This window comes from Pantoea sp. EKM20T (assembly GCF_011800485.1).
Classification (GTDB): domain Bacteria; phylum Pseudomonadota; class Gammaproteobacteria; order Enterobacterales; family Enterobacteriaceae; genus Pantoea; species Pantoea agglomerans.
Window position 1 is genome coordinate 248,224 of the sequence record NZ_JAALFW010000004.1, and the last position, 15,087, is coordinate 263,310.

Consider the following 15,087-nt stretch of genomic DNA (forward strand, 5'->3'; position numbering starts at 1 on the left):
TGATTTTACGTAAGTTAATTTCTGGCACGCCATTTGCTGAAGTCTGAACAGTAAGCAGCGTTCGACACAATTGATAGCAAATAGCTGGCTAGGGTTCCGGTTCACGCAGGTGAATGTCTGGTCCGAGAGCTGGCGACCTCTGCGAGGTTACACGGCGGGACAAAAGCCCGGGAGACAGCGGCACCAAATGGTGTCTTGCGCTGCTCCCGTTTTTTTGTGCCAACCAGAGGTCAACCATGAAGAAATCACCCCTCCTGACGCTTATTCTGTCGCTAACGCTGCTGGTCAGCGCGCCATCTTTCGCCGCGGTTAAAAAAGAGTTCAATATCTGCTGGACTATCTATGCGGGCTGGATGCCGTGGGGCACCATCAGCAACGAGAAAATCATCGATAAATGGGCCAGCAAATACGGCATCAAAATTCATATCACTCAGCTCAATGACTATATCGAGTCGATCAACCAGTACACCGCGGGTCAGTTCGACGGCTGCACCATGACCAACATGGATGCGCTGACCATACCTGCGGCGGGCGGCATTGATTCCACGGCGCTGATCACCGGCAGCTTCTCCGATGGCAATGACGGTGTGGTGCTGAAAGGCGCAAATAAAAAACTCAGCGACCTGAAAGGGATGTCTGTCTATCTTCCTGCGCTGTCGGTTTCGCACTATCTGCTGGTTCGCGGTCTGGAGAAGGCCGGTTTACAGGAAAAAGACGTTAAGGTCGTGAACACCTCCGATGCCGATATTGTCTCCGCCTTTGGTACCAGCGGCGTGCAGGCGGCGGTTGCCTGGAATCCACAGCTTTCAGTGATCAAGAAAACCCCGCAAACCACAGAGGTGTTCAGCTCTTCGGCCGTGCCGGGCGAACTGATTGACATGATGGTGGTGAACACCGAGACCCTGAAAGATAACCCCGCGCTGGGTAAGGCACTGACCGGAGCCTGGTTTGAGATGATGGCGAAAATGCAGGCCGGAGATGCGCAGGCGCTGAGCGCGATGGCTGCCGATTCCGGTACTGACCTCGCCGGATACAAGGCGCAGCTGAAAACCACCCACCTGTTCTGGACCCCAGCCGAAACCCAGACATTTGTTTCTTCCCCCGATCTGGCGAAAACCATGCAGCGCGTCGCCGCGTTCTCCTTTGATAAAGGATTGCTGGGCGAGGGCGCACAAAGCGCTGACTTCATCGGTATGAGCTTCCCTGGCAACATCACCGTCGGTGATACAGCGAACATCAAACTGCGCTTTGACGACAGCTATCTGAAGATGGCCGCTGCGGGCAAGCTGTAATCACCGATCTCAGGAGTATTTGCCATGCGCCACATCAACCGCTATCCCCGGCAGGGAATGCGCCTGACGCTGATGCTATTACCTTTTGTGCTGCTGATCGCCGTCTGGTTTATCAGTTCGGCGGTGCGTCTTGAAGCCAACCCACACGACAAACTGCTGCCCGGCCTGTCACAAATGATCGCCGCCATTGATCGGATGGCCTTCACGCCGGACAAGCGCAGCGGCGAATATCTGCTGTGGGCGGATACGTGGATTAGCTTAAGCCGTCTGCTGACTGGCCTGGCGATCTCTTCACTGATTGGTCTCTGCATCGGTGTTGCTGCGGGCGTCTTCCCGATGAGTCGCGCGGCGCTGTCACCCTTTATGACCGTGGTGTCGATGATCCCACCGCTGGCGCTCCTGCCGATGCTGTTTATCGTCTTCGGGCTGGATGAGCTGTCAAAAGTGATGCTGATTGTTATCGGGATTACGCCGATGCTGGCGCGCGACCTTGAACATCGGGCGCGGGAAATCCCCGCAGAGCTGTTTATCAAAGCACAAACCCTGGGGGCGAACAGCTGGACGGTGGTGCTGCGGGTTGTGCTGCCGCAGCTCTTGTCGCGGCTGATCACCTCGCTGCGCCTGTTGCTGGGATCCGCATGGCTCTTTCTGATCTCCGCCGAAGCGATTTCCGCAACCGCCGGACTGGGCTATCGCATTTTCCTGGTTCGTCGCTATATGGCGATGGATGTGATCATTCCTTATGTCATCTGGATCACGCTGCTGGCGTGGCTGATGGATCTCGCCCTGCGTCAATTGCACAAAGTCTGTTTCCCCTGGGCGGAAGGAGGCCGGGAATGAGTTTTATCGATATCAAAAATATCTGGCAGGAGTATGGCGACCACGTGGTGCTGGAACGCATCAATCTGCAGGTCAAAGAAGGTGAATTCTGCTCGCTGGTGGGGGCGTCCGGCTGTGGTAAGTCGACGTTTTTACGCCTGCTGCTGGGGCAGGAAAGGCCGACACGGGGAACAATCACGCTGGATGGCGAACAGCTGCGCGCGGAACCCGATCGCAGCCGTGGCGTGGTGTTTCAGCGTTATTCGGTTTTTCCTCATCTCAATGTACTGGATAACGTCGCCATTGGCCTCGAACTTCCGGCTTCACCGTTTACTGGCCGGCTGTTTGGCACCCGAAAACGCCATGCCCGTGAGCAGGCAAAACAGATGCTGGAGAAAGTCGGGCTGGGCCATTCGCTCGATAAATATCCGGCGCAGCTTTCGGGAGGGATGCAGCAGCGGCTGGCCATTGCGCAGGCTTTTGTGATGCAGCCGCGCGTACTGCTGCTGGATGAGCCCTTCGGCGCGCTGGACCCCGGCATCCGCAAAGATATGCATGCGCTGCTGCTCCAGCTCTGGAGCGAAACCCGCATGACGGTGTTTATGGTCACTCACGACCTTGCCGAAGGCTTCAATCTTGGCACCCGGCTGCTGGTTTTCGACAAAGTGCGCATCGATCCTCAGGCCCCCAATGCCTGGGGCGCGCGTATCACTTACGACATCCCGCTTAATGAAACGCGGCTGTCGCAGCTGGCAACCCGCAACAAAAACAACATTTATCCCCTCAAGGAGACCGCTCAATGACCGCACTTTTTCATTCAGCTCCGAGCCTGCGCGAAGAGCAGCTGCCTGGCGGAGGGCACACCTCGCTGATTCTGCGCAAAGGGCAAATCCTGCGCCTGACCGACATCGAGGGCGGCGCGAACGTCAGCATGATGATGCTCAATCCCCACGAGAAAAGTGAACGCCTGAATCTGCCGGATACCCTGAAAGGCCAGCATACGGCTCGCCTGACCACCGGGCACTGTTTCTACTCCGACATGGGACGCGTACTGGCCGCGATCGTGGCGGATAGCTGCGGCTGGCACGACCCGTTTGGCGGCGTTCTCAACGCGGCGGAAGCGCACGATAAGTATGGAGCCGGACGCTATCAGGAGCTGCGCAACGGCTTCTACCGCAACGGCACCGATAATCTGCTGGTTGAGATGGGCAAATGGGATCTGGGCCTGGAAGATCTGCTGATGGTCGTCAACTTTTTCAGCAAGGTCACGGTTGATGAGGAGGGCCGCTTCCGGTTTAGCGCGGGCAACAGCCGCGCCGGCGATTTCACTGAACTGTTCGCACCCATGGACGTGCTGATGGTGCTGACCGCGCTGCCACATCCGCAGGATCCCGCCGCTGACTATCTCCCGCGACCGGTTCAGCTGAGCTGGTATCAGGCCGACGATATGCAGGCCGTCAGCGAAGCGATGGTCACGCGCGGTGAAAACCAGCGCGCGCTTCATAACACCCAACTTTTTGCCCTGTAAGGAGGCTGCGATGACCCTTATTAACTCTGATCGTCGTCCTGAAGATGCCGTCTATCGCCACGTGATACCGGCAGGCGAGCCGTGGCTGTTCGAAGTGAAAAAAGGGCAGACGCTGCGCCTGCTCGACCTCGAAGGGAATCAGGCAATTGATACCCTGTTCTATAACATCGATAACCCGCGGGAACGCTACGATCCTCAGCGCACGCTGCGTCGTCAGGGAAACGTCTATCTGACCACCGGCAGCGTGCTCTATTCGAATCTCGGCAATCCGCTGCTGACTATCGTCGCCGACACCTGCGGTCGTCACGATACCCTGGGCGGAGCCTGCTCGCAGGAGAGCAACACCGTGCGCTATGCCCAGGATAAGCGCTACATGCACAGCTGTCGGGATAACTTTCTCTGTGCCTGCCTGCACGATGGCCGCCTTCACAAACGCGATATCGGTGCCAACATCAACTTTTTCATGAACGTTCCGGTTACGCCGGAAGGCGGTCTGACCTTTGAAGACGGGCTATCGGCACCCGGCAAATACGTTGAGCTGGTAGCCGAATGCAATGTGATGGTGCTGATCTCCAACTGTCCGCAGCTGAATAACCCCTGTAACGGCTGGAACCCGACGCCCGCCGAAGTGCTGGTGTGGAACTGAGTCAGCGTTGCCATGGCGACAAGCGGGACTGAGTTTCTCAGCCTTTTGCGTCAGACCTCTCAAAACACCACCGGCGCACGCCTGTTACGTGCCGGTCAGCCCCGGGGACGGCCCCAGGGAATATCGAATTTTGCGGGACGACCCGCATCCCTGAGAGTTCGCTTATGTTTGATACCTTACTGATTGCTAATCGCGGTGCTATCGCCTGTCGCATCCTGCGCACGCTGCGTGCCATGCAGGTGAAAGGGGTCGCCGTTTACTCCGAAGCCGATCTGAGCAGTTTACATATCCGCGAGGCGGATGTGGCGCTAAGCCTTGGCGAAGGCCCGGCTGCACAAACCTATCTGGTGACGGAAAAGATCATCGCCGCCGCGCAGCAGAGCGGGGCGAAAGCGATTCATCCTGGCTACGGTTTCCTTTCGGAAAACGCCGCCTTTGCTGAGGCGTGCGAGGCTGCTGGTCTGATTTTTGTCGGCCCCACACCGCAGCAGTTGCGGACCTTTGGCCTGAAGCACACGGCCCGCGCGCTGGCGGAAGCCGAAGGGGTGCCGTTGCTGGAAGGCAGTGAACTGCTGGCGGATATCAGCGAAGCCCGCCGCGCCGCAGAGAGGGTCGGCTATCCGGTAATGCTCAAAAGCACCGCGGGCGGCGGTGGCATCGGTATGCGCGTCTGTCGTGATGCGAATGCGCTGTCAGAGGCGTTTGAAACGGTCCAGCGCCTCGGCCAGAACAACTTCAGCGATGCCGGAGTATTTCTCGAAAAATATATCGAACGCGCCCGTCATCTTGAAGTGCAGATTTTCGGTGACGGAAAGGGCGAGGTAATCGCGCTGGGCGTACGCGACTGCTCGGTACAGCGGCGTAACCAGAAAGTGATCGAAGAGACGCCAGCGCCGAATCTGCCCGCAGGTATGGCGGAGGCTTTATGCGCGGCGGCTATCGCGCTGGGAAAAGCGGTGAACTATCGCAGCGCCGGAACGGTTGAGTTTGTCTATGACAGCGTGGCGCAGCAGTTCTATTTTCTTGAAGTGAATACCCGTCTGCAGGTTGAACATGGCGTCACGGAGCAGGTGTGGGGCGTTGACCTGGTGCAGTGGATGATTGAGCTGGCAGCAGCCGATCTTCCTCCGCTTCATGCGTTAGCCGCCGCGCTGAATCCTCAGGGCCATGCCGTGCAGGCGCGAATTTATGCGGAAGATCCGGGGCGGCAGTTCCAGCCTTCGCCCGGGCTGTTAACCGAAGTCCTCTTTCCGACAGCCGAGGGTAAAACCCTGCGTATTGACCGCTGGGTGGAAGCCGGCTGTGAAGTCCCGCCATTCTTCGACCCGATGCTGGCAAAAATTATCACCTGGCGCCCCACTCGCGAGGAAGCCATCGCCACCCTGGCACAGGCGCTGGCGGAGACCCGTTTCTATGGCGTCGAAACCAATCGCCTCTATCTGTTGCAGATTCTGGCCTTCGCGCCCTTTACGGCTGGCGAACCCTGGACCCGCTGCCTGGAGCAGCTCGCCTATCAGGCGGCAACGGTTGAAGTGGTGAGTGCCGGAACCCAGACCAGCGTTCAGGACTATCCCGGACGTCTGGGATACTGGGCGGTGGGCGTGCCGCCGTCGGGGCCGATGGACGATCGCGCACTGCGTCTGGGCAACCGTCTGCTGGGCAATGAGGAGGGTGACGCCGCGCTGGAAATCACCCTGAATGGACCTACCCTGAAATTTAACACTGAGATTCAGGCGGTGATCTCAGGCGCGCCGCTCACTGTCACACTGGATGGCGTCGGACAGTCAATGAATTCTGTTTTTACCATTCCGGCCGGGGCAACGCTGAAGCTGGGCGCGATAAGTGGCGCGGGCGTCAGAAGTTATCTCTGTCTGAGCGGCGGCATTCAGGTGCCGGACTATTTAGGCAGCAAAAGCACCTTCACCCTTGGTCAGTTTGGCGGACATGCCGGACGGGCACTGCGTAGCGGTGACGTGCTGCATCTCGCTCCGCGTTCTGCGAGCGCAACCGGAACGGAACTGCCCGTCGGACTGCAAACAGAGCTTGCCACGGTGCGCACGCTGCGCGTCATTTATGGTCCGCACGGTGCGCCTGAGTTTTTTGCGCCGGAGTATATCGAGACGTTTTTTGCCACAGAATGGGAAGTGCATTTTAACTCCAGCCGCACCGGCGTTCGCCTGATCGGGCCAAAGCCAATCTGGACCCGCGACAGCGGCGGTGAAGCAGGGCTGCACCCCTCAAACATCCATGACAACCCGTACGCGATCGGCGCGGTCGATTTTACCGGTGATATGCCGGTGATTCTGGGGCCGGATGGCCCGAGCCTTGGCGGGTTCGTCTGCCCGGTGACGGTAATCGAGGCTGACCTCTGGCAACTGGGACAGCTCAAAGCCGGTGACAAAGTACAGTTTGTCGCGGTGGATATCCCCACCGCCCGCCGACTGGCAGAGGGCCGACGCACCGAGCTGACCACGCTCCAGCCACAGGAAACAGACTGGCAGCCTGCACCGCTGATTTCGCCCATCGTGATGACCTGCGGCGAAGCGGATAAACGCCTGGTGGCGCGCCTCTCTGGCGATACGCATCTGCTGCTGGAGGCTGGCGAGCCGGAACTGGATCTGGTGTTACGTTTTCGCATTCATGCGTTGATGCAGGCGCTGGAAGCGCAATCCCGCAACGGCATTATTGATATCACGCCGGGGATCCGCTCGCTGCAAATCCACTTTCAGCCGGAGATGCTGACGCCCGACGTGCTGCTGATGTGGGTGCGCGTTGAGTGGGAGAGGGTCTGCATGAGTGATGACCTTCAGGTTCCCACACGCGTGGTGCATCTGCCGCTCTCCTGGGACGATCCGGCCTGTCAGAAGGCCATCGAAAAATATATGACCACCGTGCGGCAGGATGCGCCGTGGTGCCCGAGTAATCTGGAATTTATCCGCCGTATAAACGATCTGCCAGATGAGCAGGCTGTCTGGAACACGGTCTTTGAAGCCAGCTATCTGGTGATGGGGCTGGGCGATGTCTACCTCGGCGCGCCGGTCGCCACGCCGCTGGATCCCTGTCATCGGCTGGTGACGACAAAATATAATCCGGCCCGCACCTGGACGGCGGAAAACTCGGTTGGCATCGGCGGTGCCTATCTGTGTGTGTATGGCATGGAGGGGCCAGGCGGCTATCAGTTTGTCGGCCGCACGCTGCAGATGTGGAACCGGTATCATGAAGTCGCCGATTTTGGCGGTAAACCCTGGCTGCTGCGCTTTTTCGATCAGATCCGTTTTTATCCGGTTTCAGCCAGTGAGCTGTTGCAGATTCGCCGCGATTTTCCCCTCGGTCGCTATCCGCTGCGCATCGAGCACAGCACGCTGCGGCTTGCGGAATATCAGGATTTCCTCGCCCGTGAAGCGGAGAATATCGGTCGGTTTCGCGATCACCAGCAAGCCGCGTTCAATGCGGAACGTGATCGCTGGATCGCCAGCGGACAGGCCCATTTTGACAGTCAGGAAAGTGTGGCCGATGAAGGCGGCGACGCGCCGCTGCAGCCAGGCGAGCAGGGGGTTGAAAGCCCGGTTTCAGGCAATTTATGGCAGGTGCAGGCGACGGCGGGCAGCCGGGTGCGGGAAGGCGATATCCTGGTGGTGCTGGAGTCGATGAAGATGGAGATCCCGCTTCTGGCGCCGTGCGACGGCATTGTTCAGCAGGTCAGCGTGCAGCCAGGCAGCGCTGTACGTGCAGGGCAACGCGTGGCGGTGATTGTTGAGGATAATGCGGAAGGATGATGACAACTGGTCGCCTGGTGGCGCAGTAATAATCTGACCCTGCGCCTGCTGATGGTTCCAGACTGGCGGACGCAGGCGAGTCCGATCACGGCGACAGGCTATCCGCCGCTCGCGCCCAGTTGGCTTAACCAGCTAATCATCGCCTCACTGCCTGGCTGGCTCAGGGTGCGTTGCGGCCAGACAAGGTAATAGGGTTTGCTCAGCGGCAGGCAAAGATCATCCACTACCACCAGATCGCCCCGTGCCAGTTCCGCCGCGATAAGGCGTCGCTGCCCCAGCAGCACACCAGCACCCGCGACGGCCGCATCAATCGCCAGCGAGGTCAGATTAAAGCTGAACGCGGGCTGCGGCAGAGGTTCGTCCATGCCTTTAGCCTGAAACCAGCTTCGCCAGTCCGGCAGAAAACGGCCTTCATTACCCCAGTCGAGGTGGATCAGCGGCGCCTGGCTTAAGATCGTTTCCGGTGTAAAGCGATGTAACAGAGCAGGACTGGCCACCGGCAGCACGTCATCATGAAACAACTTCAGCTTATCTGACTGCGGGTAACGATCCTCACCAAAGCAGATCACAAAATCGGCGGGCATCGCGGTGAAATCGACCTGAGAATGCGTACCGTGTAACGAGAGATCGATATTCGGGCAATGGTCGCGCCAGCTCGCCAGCTGGGGCAACAGCCATTTGGACGCCAGCGCCGGTAATGTGTAAACCGTGAGTTTTGGCGCGCTGGCCGCATGGCGGATGTTTTGCTGACCGAGATGCAGAATATCAAACGCCTCAGTGACATAGCGCAGATACTCTTTTCCGGTTTCGGTCAGCATCACGCCGCTCTGCGTACGTAAAAACAGGGCGCTGCCGAGTTGCTCCTCCAGCTGGCGAATCTGCTGACTGACTGCCGCCGGGGTTAAGGCCAGTTGAGCGGCCGCTTTTGCCAGGCTGCCCAGTTCGGCAGCCACTTTAAATGACTGTATGACGCTGATCTTTGGCAACCTTGGCAATTGGGCAGGCATTAACACTTCCTTATCAGGGCATTAAGTTTTTATCGTTACGCAGCGTTGCAGGCGACCGGTAGAGTAACATCACACCTGCTCATCATGAGAATTGTTGCTATGTCTGGTTCCCTTGTCCGTCTCGATCTTCATCCACTGGCCGATCATGGCTGGCGTCAACGTTGTCGTGAGCAGTTAAACCAGTCCGGCGCGCTGGTACTGCGTCAGTTTTTAAAACCACACGCTTTAGAGGCGATCATCGAAGAGGGCAATGCACAACGTCACCAGGCTTATCACACCCGCAGCATGCACAATGTCTATCTGATGAAACCTGATGACGCTTTCAGTGCTGAGCATCCGCGTAATCGGGATGTGATCAGCACCAAAGGCTGCATCACTGATGATGTTATCGCTGCCGACTCGCCGCTGCGCCAGCTTTATAATGATGAGTTGTTCAAACATTTCCTGTGCGATGTACTGGGTGAAAAAGCGCTCTATCCCTATGCTGACCCGCTTTCCTCGATCAACCTGCACTATGCATCACACGGTCAGGAGCTGGGCTGGCACTTCGACAACTCCTCATTTGCCATCACTTTACTGGTACAGAAACCGCTGGCGGGCGGCGTGTTTCAGTATGTGAAAGATCTGCGGGATGCTGATGCCGGTGAGATGAACTTTGCCGGTGTCGACGCAGTGCTGGAAGAACGCCAGACCGTTGACGCGCTGGAGATAGATGCCGGGGATCTGGTGCTGTTTCGTGGCCGTAATTCCCTGCACCGTGTGACCCCAACTGAAGGCGAGGTCACCCGTATGCTGGCCGTGCTGGCTTACAATACGCAGCCGGATATTGCGTTGTCAGAAACCGCGCGTATGACCTTTTACGGCAGACTATGACATCATGGCGTGTCTGCAAGGGCACGCCAGCCGCGCAGAAAGATTTGCTGCGTGCGGAAAGCCACCAATGCACGCCAGTCCGCATCTTCTGGCCAGAACCCCTCGACCAGTTGCTGCTTTATCACATGGCCGCCCTCACTGGCAGGATCGCCATAGAGGTGCAGCCAGTGATCTTCACGCACCCGCTGATGCATATCCTGACCCTCGTAAGTCCCGCATTCCACCACCAGAGGCAAAATCCGGGTGTCAGCCAGCGACGTCAGCAGATAGTGCGACAGATAGCCGGTTGCCGTTGCTGTAATTCCAGTTACACTGTCACGTCCGGCACCAGTAAACAATAAGGTCAGCCACTCACCGTAAATGGCTTTGCCCCAGTCATGCGCCGGATAACGCTGCTCCGCAATAGAGAGCAGCACCGGATGCCCCCATGCGCCAGCCCCGGTATGAAGGTCAAAGCTGATGATGGTTTTCGCTACAGAGAGATGCTGGTCAACGATCGCCGCCATCGTAAGGTGTGACCAGCAGGGCTTCTCACCGCCGAAAAAAAAGCCGTCAGCAAAACTATACTGTCCGGCTTCTGTGACACGTTTAACCGCCTGCCAGCCTGCGCCCTCGAGTGCGTCGGCCAGTTGCCGATCGGCGCTGGCACGGTCGCCATGATAAATACCGTGCCACTGTGCATAATCCGGGTTAGCAGGAGGTGGCTGACTGAAATCGATAAAGTTACGGTTCAGATCAATATTGTCTTCGTTCACGCGCCGTAAATGCGCCGCGCCCCATGGATTGAGCAGATGAATCAGCAACAGCGCGGTATCAGCGGGCAAGGCTTTTTCATCCAGCGTCTCGAGCCAGGCTATCTGGCAATCGGAACCATAATAGCCTTCAACGCCGTGAGTGCCGGAAACGACCAGCATCAGACGTGATGCGCTGGCCGGTCCTATCCGTGCCACGTCTGTATACAGAGCTTCTCCCAGAGGACCAGGCAGAGGATGCGGATAAGAGGTCGTTTCAGCACCTTTGCTCTGCGCCGCTGCCATAAACCGCGCGCGCTGAACGTGGTAGTCGGGCAACGCCATAGTCTTCATACTCCTGCGATTCTTCACGTTGTGCGGATCAGGGATAAACATTGAATTTAAAATATTTTTTGGTGAGCTGGTCATAAGTCCCGTTTTTATGCATCTCCGCCAGTGCCGCATTAATCATCTTCAGGTTTGCCTCATCTCCTTTGCGTAGCGCGATACCCACGCCATCACCAAAAATCACTTTATCCACCAGGGTCCCTTTGATGGCGTACGGCTTGCCTTCGGTTGAGGTCAGGAATCCCTGTTCAGCAGAGACCGCATTGGCCAGGCTGCCATCAAGACGCCCGGCGACCAGATCCGGATAAACTTCCATCTGGTTAGGATAGGAGATGACTTTAACGCCCTCCGGCTCCCATTTGGTTTTGGCATAGGTTTCCTGGATGGTGCCCTGTGCCACACCGATCGTCTTACCGCGCAATGAGGCAACATCGGTCGTCAGCGTGCTGGCAGCCGGTGCCAGTAAAGCACTGGGCGTGTTGTACAACATATCGCTGAAAGCCACCTGCTGACGACGCTTATCGGTCATCGACATCGCTGACAGGATGGCATCAAATTTCTTCGCCTGAAGGGCAGGGATGCTGCTATCAAAACCCATTTGCACCCACTGGCACTTCACCTTTGCCTGAGCGCAGATGGCATTGCCCAGATCAACATCAAAGCCCTGCAATGATCCATCAGCCGCCTTGAATTCAAACGGCGGGAACGTAGGGTCAACGCCAAAGCGCAGGGTCTGCTGCGCCAGTGCCGCGTAACTAACTGTTGTGAGCGAAAACAGTAATGCGAGGGATAAGCTCTTTTTCATGTTTTAATTCCCGGATGCAAATGAATTTAAGCGCGACATTCAAATTTAATAACATGCGACCTGTTTTCCTGCCAGCGAATAAACCGCAATCATCCAGATTAAAATCTTATGTTATTAAGTGACTGTGCGAATTATTTATACGGCGTTAATTTTTACTTAATACTGTGCATCAAATGACTGAGCCATACCAGGGTATGGCGCAGGTCCGGGCCTGAAGCCGCAGGCGCTGGGGTTGGGATAACAAGACAAGCCCCAGCGCCAGTTTTACAGGTTATCGCGCAGCAGTGATTTATCAGGACAGGGAATTAAGTAATGCGCCTGCGTTAAACTCAATTGTCATTAGCCAGACAGTAAATATTTCCCTTCCCGCGCTGCATAAAATAAAGTTTATGGGATTTAAATCAGTTGAGATAAATTAACGGTTAGCCCATCAGAATAATGTGATGGATGCGATTATTTTCTGCTGGAGTGCGCCAAACGTTCATGCAGGAAATCTATAAACGCGCGTACTTTTTCTGGCACATGACGAGTATTAGGGTAGAGCGCGTAAATTCCCTGACGGGGGAATTGATGATCGGGCAGTAGCCGTACTAATCCACCTTTTTCAATCTCATCCTGTACCAGCCAGGCGGGGAGAATCGCCACGCCAGCACCGGCTAAAGCAAAAGCGAGCAAAGAAGAGGCACTGTCAGCCGTGATCATGGCAGGCTGAAATGCGCTCATCAGCACAGACTCGCCTTCGGGCGTGATCACCTGCCAGCTGAGTGGCGTCGATAAACGGCTATGCGCAATCCATTTTGCTGACGCGAGATGTGAAAGATCCCGGATAGACGCTTCATTCAGGCTGTTGAGATAACAAGGTGCAGCGACCGCCAGGATATCAAACTGATCGATAAGGCGGGCGTGATGACTGGAATCGGCAAGATGCCCAAGTCGTATCGCCACATCAAAGCGGCCGGCAATCAGGTCGTCGTTTTTTGACGATGAGACGTGATGTATGCGTAATTGTGGGTGTTGGGCTGCAAAGCCAGCCAGGGCAGGGACGATAACACGAGCGCCATATTCCAGAGTGGTTGTGATCCGGAGTGTCCCGCTTAATCCAGCGTGATCACTTCTCACATCCTCTAATACGCTTTCCGCATCCTGTAGAAGCTGAAGGCAACGATGATAAAATCTTTCACCCGTATCCGTGGCTGAAACGCGTCTGGTGCTCCTGATAAGGAGCGAGACACCCAGCTCCTCTTCGAGATGTTTAATATTGAAACTCACAACGGCTTTAGTTAACCCGAGTGTCTGAGCTGCACCTGTAAAACTGCCTGCCTCGACAACTGCGACAAAGATCCCCAGCCGTTGCATATTGATCATCCTGAACTCCGTTAACGACATCTCATTGTCAAAATATCTTTGACAGTGTAACAACAGAAAGTGAATTTATCCCGATAATTTAAGCACCTATACTGCGCGCCTTACGCTGATCTGTCTGGGAAAAAAATGAGCTATCGTGTGCGCGTAGCCAGTGTCTATTTGCTGGGATTTTTTATTGATCTGGTCAACATGTTTATCGCCAATGTTGCTTATCCAGAGATTGGCAGACATTTTGATGCCCCCGTTAGCCAGCTGGCATGGATCAGTAATGGCTACATCTTAGGCCTGACGCTGGTCATACCGCTCAGTAGCTGGCTGGTACGGCGCATGGGCGCAAAACGTCTGTTCATGCTCTCACTGCTTATTTTCATTGCGGGCACCTGTGGTGTGGGGGCATCAGCGACAGTTTCTCAGCTCATCGCCTTCCGATGGATACAGGGCATCGGCGGCGGACTGTTGATACCCATCGGTCAGACGATGACCTATGCGTTATACAGGAGCAATGAACGTGCGAAGTTATCGTCAGTCGTGATGTTAATTGCATTGCTGGCACCCGCCTTGTCGCCAGCTATTGGTGGAATAGTGGTTGAGAGCCTTAGCTGGCGCTGGGTTTTTCTTGTGAGCCTGCCGCTCGCGGTTGCGGCATTGCTGCTGGCGGGATGCTGGCTCAAAGCAGACAAACCGGCGAACTCATCTGACCCGCTGGACATGGTGGGTTTAGTCAGTGGTTGTACCGCGCTCACGCTGATCCTTCTCGGGCTGACTTACCTGGGCGATGCTGACAGGCTTTATCAGGGGGCGATGATGCTGCTTGCTGGCATCCTTACTCTGGCGGGCTATGTGTGGGACGCACTTCGAAAAAGCCATCCACTCATTAACCTGCATCTGATAAAGGATCCGCTCTTACAAACAGCAATGCTGATCTATCAGTTTATACCAGGCGTGTTCACCGGCGTCAGTATGATCACTATGCTATACCTGCAAAATCAATTAGGTATGCATGGCAGCATTGTCGGTGCGCTCATGCTGCCATGGTCTCTGGCTTCCTTTGCGGCAATTAGTCTGACAGGTAAGACGTTCAACCTCTGGGGACCACGCCCGCTATTTATCACCGGCTGTCTGTTTCAGGCGCTGGGTATTGGCCTGCTGGCGCTGACTGGCCAGACATCGGACACCTTAGTCTTTGTACTTGCTTTCGCCTTGATGGGATTTGGCGGCAGCCTGTGCAGCAGCACGGCTCAGAGTTCTGCTTTTATTCACATCACCGACAGCGAACTTGCTGATGCCAGCGCACTCTGGAATATCAATCGCCAGCTCAGTTTTTGTCTCGGCGTTACGCTGGTCAGCCTGCTGTTCAACCTGATTGCGAATAGCGGCATGCCTGAAGAACACGCTTATCACCTCTGTTTTGTTATAGCGGCATTCAGCGCTGTGATTCCGCTTCTGTGCTGTTTACGCATTTCAAATCAGAAGGTTATTTCTATGCTTAAAGGGGACCAAAAATGAACCGTTATTTTAAGGAAGTACTGGACGCCCACGAATTGATTCGCAACTGGCTGGGTAACAAAGAAGCACATGATGAGGTATGTGAGGAACTTTTAGCGCGTTTTAGTCCTGCATATTCTATGGTGACACCGGGCGGTGCCTTACTGGATTTCACGACACTAAATGGTTTTTTCCGCACTCAGCGCGGTGCACGTCCGGGTTTAGCGATTGATATCTGCGACATGCAGATGGTTGCTGAGAGTGAAGGAAACGCCATTGTGGTATATAAGGAGTTGCAGCAGCTTCCGGGCCAGGATGCCACGCTGCGGTTTTCTACGGTTGTCTTCGAGATAAATGATGCTGGCAAGGTTTTGTGGCGACATCTGCACGAGACTTCATTGCCGCAGTGATA

At 55.9% G+C, this 15,087-nt stretch carries 13 protein-coding genes and 1 riboswitch; of the genes, 9 read left to right on the forward strand and 4 right to left on the reverse strand.

All coding sequences use genetic code 11. The features are described from left to right. Positions 1 to 77 precede the first annotated feature (77 nt). Positions 78 to 176, forward strand: a riboswitch (guanidine-I (ykkC/yxkD leader). A 60-nt stretch (positions 177 to 236) separates the two neighbouring features. The 6 genes from HFD94_RS09475 to uca all read left to right on the forward strand — a co-directional run bounded on the left by HFD94_RS09475 (position 237) and on the right by uca (position 8,061). Then, a complete protein-coding gene (locus tag HFD94_RS09475; protein ID WP_010247121.1) occupies positions 237 to 1,292 on the forward strand; it encodes a putative urea ABC transporter substrate-binding protein in 1,056 nt (351 codons plus the stop codon). A gap of 24 nt (positions 1,293 to 1,316) precedes the next feature. After that, complete coding sequence (locus tag HFD94_RS09480; protein WP_167433068.1) at positions 1,317 to 2,132, forward strand: ABC transporter permease; 816 nt, start codon at positions 1,317 to 1,319, stop codon at positions 2,130 to 2,132. Beyond that, complete coding sequence (locus HFD94_RS09485) at positions 2,129 to 2,914, forward strand: ABC transporter ATP-binding protein (protein ID WP_167433069.1); 786 nt, start codon at positions 2,129 to 2,131, stop codon at positions 2,912 to 2,914. Before HFD94_RS09480 ends, HFD94_RS09485 begins: the two co-directional genes overlap by 4 nt. After that, positions 2,911 to 3,639: an urea amidolyase associated protein UAAP1 gene (locus tag HFD94_RS09490; RefSeq protein WP_167433070.1), complete on the forward strand. Its 729-nt coding sequence runs from the start codon at positions 2,911 to 2,913 to the stop codon at positions 3,637 to 3,639. The genes HFD94_RS09485 and HFD94_RS09490 overlap by 4 nt, the downstream gene beginning before the upstream one ends. 10 nt (positions 3,640 to 3,649) lie before the next feature. Then, positions 3,650 to 4,285, forward strand: coding sequence for an urea amidolyase associated protein UAAP2 (locus HFD94_RS09495; RefSeq protein ID WP_129063358.1), 636 nt, complete (start codon positions 3,650 to 3,652; stop codon positions 4,283 to 4,285). 164 nt (positions 4,286 to 4,449) lie between these two features. Continuing rightward, positions 4,450 to 8,061 (forward strand): urea carboxylase, encoded by a 3,612-nt coding sequence (gene uca, locus HFD94_RS09500; RefSeq protein ID WP_167433071.1) that lies wholly within the window; start codon positions 4,450 to 4,452, stop codon positions 8,059 to 8,061. Between the two features lie 98 nt (positions 8,062 to 8,159). Here the strand turns inward: uca and HFD94_RS09505 are convergent, their stop codons facing one another. Continuing rightward, positions 8,160 to 9,068, reverse strand: coding sequence for a LysR substrate-binding domain-containing protein (locus HFD94_RS09505; protein WP_033773944.1), 909 nt, complete (start codon positions 9,066 to 9,068; stop codon positions 8,160 to 8,162). Positions 9,069 to 9,167: 99 nt separating this feature from the next. Between HFD94_RS09505 and HFD94_RS09510 the strand changes: the two genes are divergently transcribed. Continuing rightward, on the forward strand, positions 9,168 to 9,941 hold the full coding sequence (locus HFD94_RS09510; RefSeq protein ID WP_033780229.1) for a 2OG-Fe(II) oxygenase family protein: 774 nt from the start codon (positions 9,168 to 9,170) through the stop codon (positions 9,939 to 9,941). A 2-nt stretch (positions 9,942 to 9,943) separates the two neighbouring features. On the opposite strand, the gene HFD94_RS09515 is transcribed toward HFD94_RS09510, so the two are convergent. The 3 genes from HFD94_RS09515 to HFD94_RS09525 form a co-directional block, all read right to left on the reverse strand. Beyond that, positions 9,944 to 11,017, reverse strand: coding sequence for a DUF2817 domain-containing protein (locus tag HFD94_RS09515; protein WP_167433123.1), 1,074 nt, complete (start codon positions 11,015 to 11,017; stop codon positions 9,944 to 9,946). A 37-nt stretch (positions 11,018 to 11,054) separates the two neighbouring features. Then, positions 11,055 to 11,825 (reverse strand): transporter substrate-binding domain-containing protein, encoded by a 771-nt coding sequence (locus tag HFD94_RS09520; RefSeq protein WP_167433072.1) that lies wholly within the window; start codon positions 11,823 to 11,825, stop codon positions 11,055 to 11,057. Positions 11,826 to 12,278: 453 nt separating this feature from the next. After that, positions 12,279 to 13,190 (reverse strand): LysR family transcriptional regulator, encoded by a 912-nt coding sequence (locus HFD94_RS09525; RefSeq protein ID WP_167433073.1) that lies wholly within the window; start codon positions 13,188 to 13,190, stop codon positions 12,279 to 12,281. A gap of 126 nt (positions 13,191 to 13,316) precedes the next feature. On the opposite strand from HFD94_RS09525, the gene HFD94_RS09530 reads away from it, so the two are divergent. Both HFD94_RS09530 and HFD94_RS09535 read left to right on the forward strand, forming a co-directional pair. Continuing rightward, positions 13,317 to 14,696, forward strand: coding sequence for an MFS transporter (locus HFD94_RS09530; protein WP_167433074.1), 1,380 nt, complete (start codon positions 13,317 to 13,319; stop codon positions 14,694 to 14,696). Continuing rightward, positions 14,693 to 15,085, forward strand: a complete 393-nt coding sequence (locus HFD94_RS09535) for a DUF4440 domain-containing protein (RefSeq protein ID WP_167433075.1) — start codon at positions 14,693 to 14,695, stop codon at positions 15,083 to 15,085. Before HFD94_RS09530 ends, HFD94_RS09535 begins: the two co-directional genes overlap by 4 nt. Positions 15,086 to 15,087: the final 2 nt, after the last annotated feature.

Excerpts from the sequence above, each read along its gene's own strand:
- HFD94_RS09475 (WP_010247121.1), top strand. The coding sequence starts at position 237 with ATGAAGAAATCACCCCTCCTGACGCTTATTCTGTCGCTAACGCTGCTG.
- HFD94_RS09480 (WP_167433068.1), top strand. The coding sequence starts at position 1,317 with ATGCGCCACATCAACCGCTATCCCCGGCAGGGAATGCGCCTGACGCTG.
- HFD94_RS09485 (WP_167433069.1), top strand. The coding sequence starts at position 2,129 with ATGAGTTTTATCGATATCAAAAATATCTGGCAGGAGTATGGCGACCAC.
- HFD94_RS09490 (WP_167433070.1), top strand. The coding sequence starts at position 2,911 with ATGACCGCACTTTTTCATTCAGCTCCGAGCCTGCGCGAAGAGCAGCTG.
- HFD94_RS09495 (WP_129063358.1), top strand. The coding sequence starts at position 3,650 with ATGACCCTTATTAACTCTGATCGTCGTCCTGAAGATGCCGTCTATCGC.
- uca (WP_167433071.1), top strand. The coding sequence starts at position 4,450 with ATGTTTGATACCTTACTGATTGCTAATCGCGGTGCTATCGCCTGTCGC.
- HFD94_RS09505 (WP_033773944.1), bottom strand. The coding sequence starts at position 9,068 with ATGCCTGCCCAATTGCCAAGGTTGCCAAAGATCAGCGTCATACAGTCA.
- HFD94_RS09510 (WP_033780229.1), top strand. The coding sequence starts at position 9,168 with ATGTCTGGTTCCCTTGTCCGTCTCGATCTTCATCCACTGGCCGATCAT.
- HFD94_RS09515 (WP_167433123.1), bottom strand. The coding sequence starts at position 11,017 with ATGGCGTTGCCCGACTACCACGTTCAGCGCGCGCGGTTTATGGCAGCG.
- HFD94_RS09520 (WP_167433072.1), bottom strand. The coding sequence starts at position 11,825 with ATGAAAAAGAGCTTATCCCTCGCATTACTGTTTTCGCTCACAACAGTT.
- HFD94_RS09525 (WP_167433073.1), bottom strand. The coding sequence starts at position 13,190 with ATGATCAATATGCAACGGCTGGGGATCTTTGTCGCAGTTGTCGAGGCA.
- HFD94_RS09530 (WP_167433074.1), top strand. The coding sequence starts at position 13,317 with ATGAGCTATCGTGTGCGCGTAGCCAGTGTCTATTTGCTGGGATTTTTT.
- HFD94_RS09535 (WP_167433075.1), top strand. The coding sequence starts at position 14,693 with ATGAACCGTTATTTTAAGGAAGTACTGGACGCCCACGAATTGATTCGC.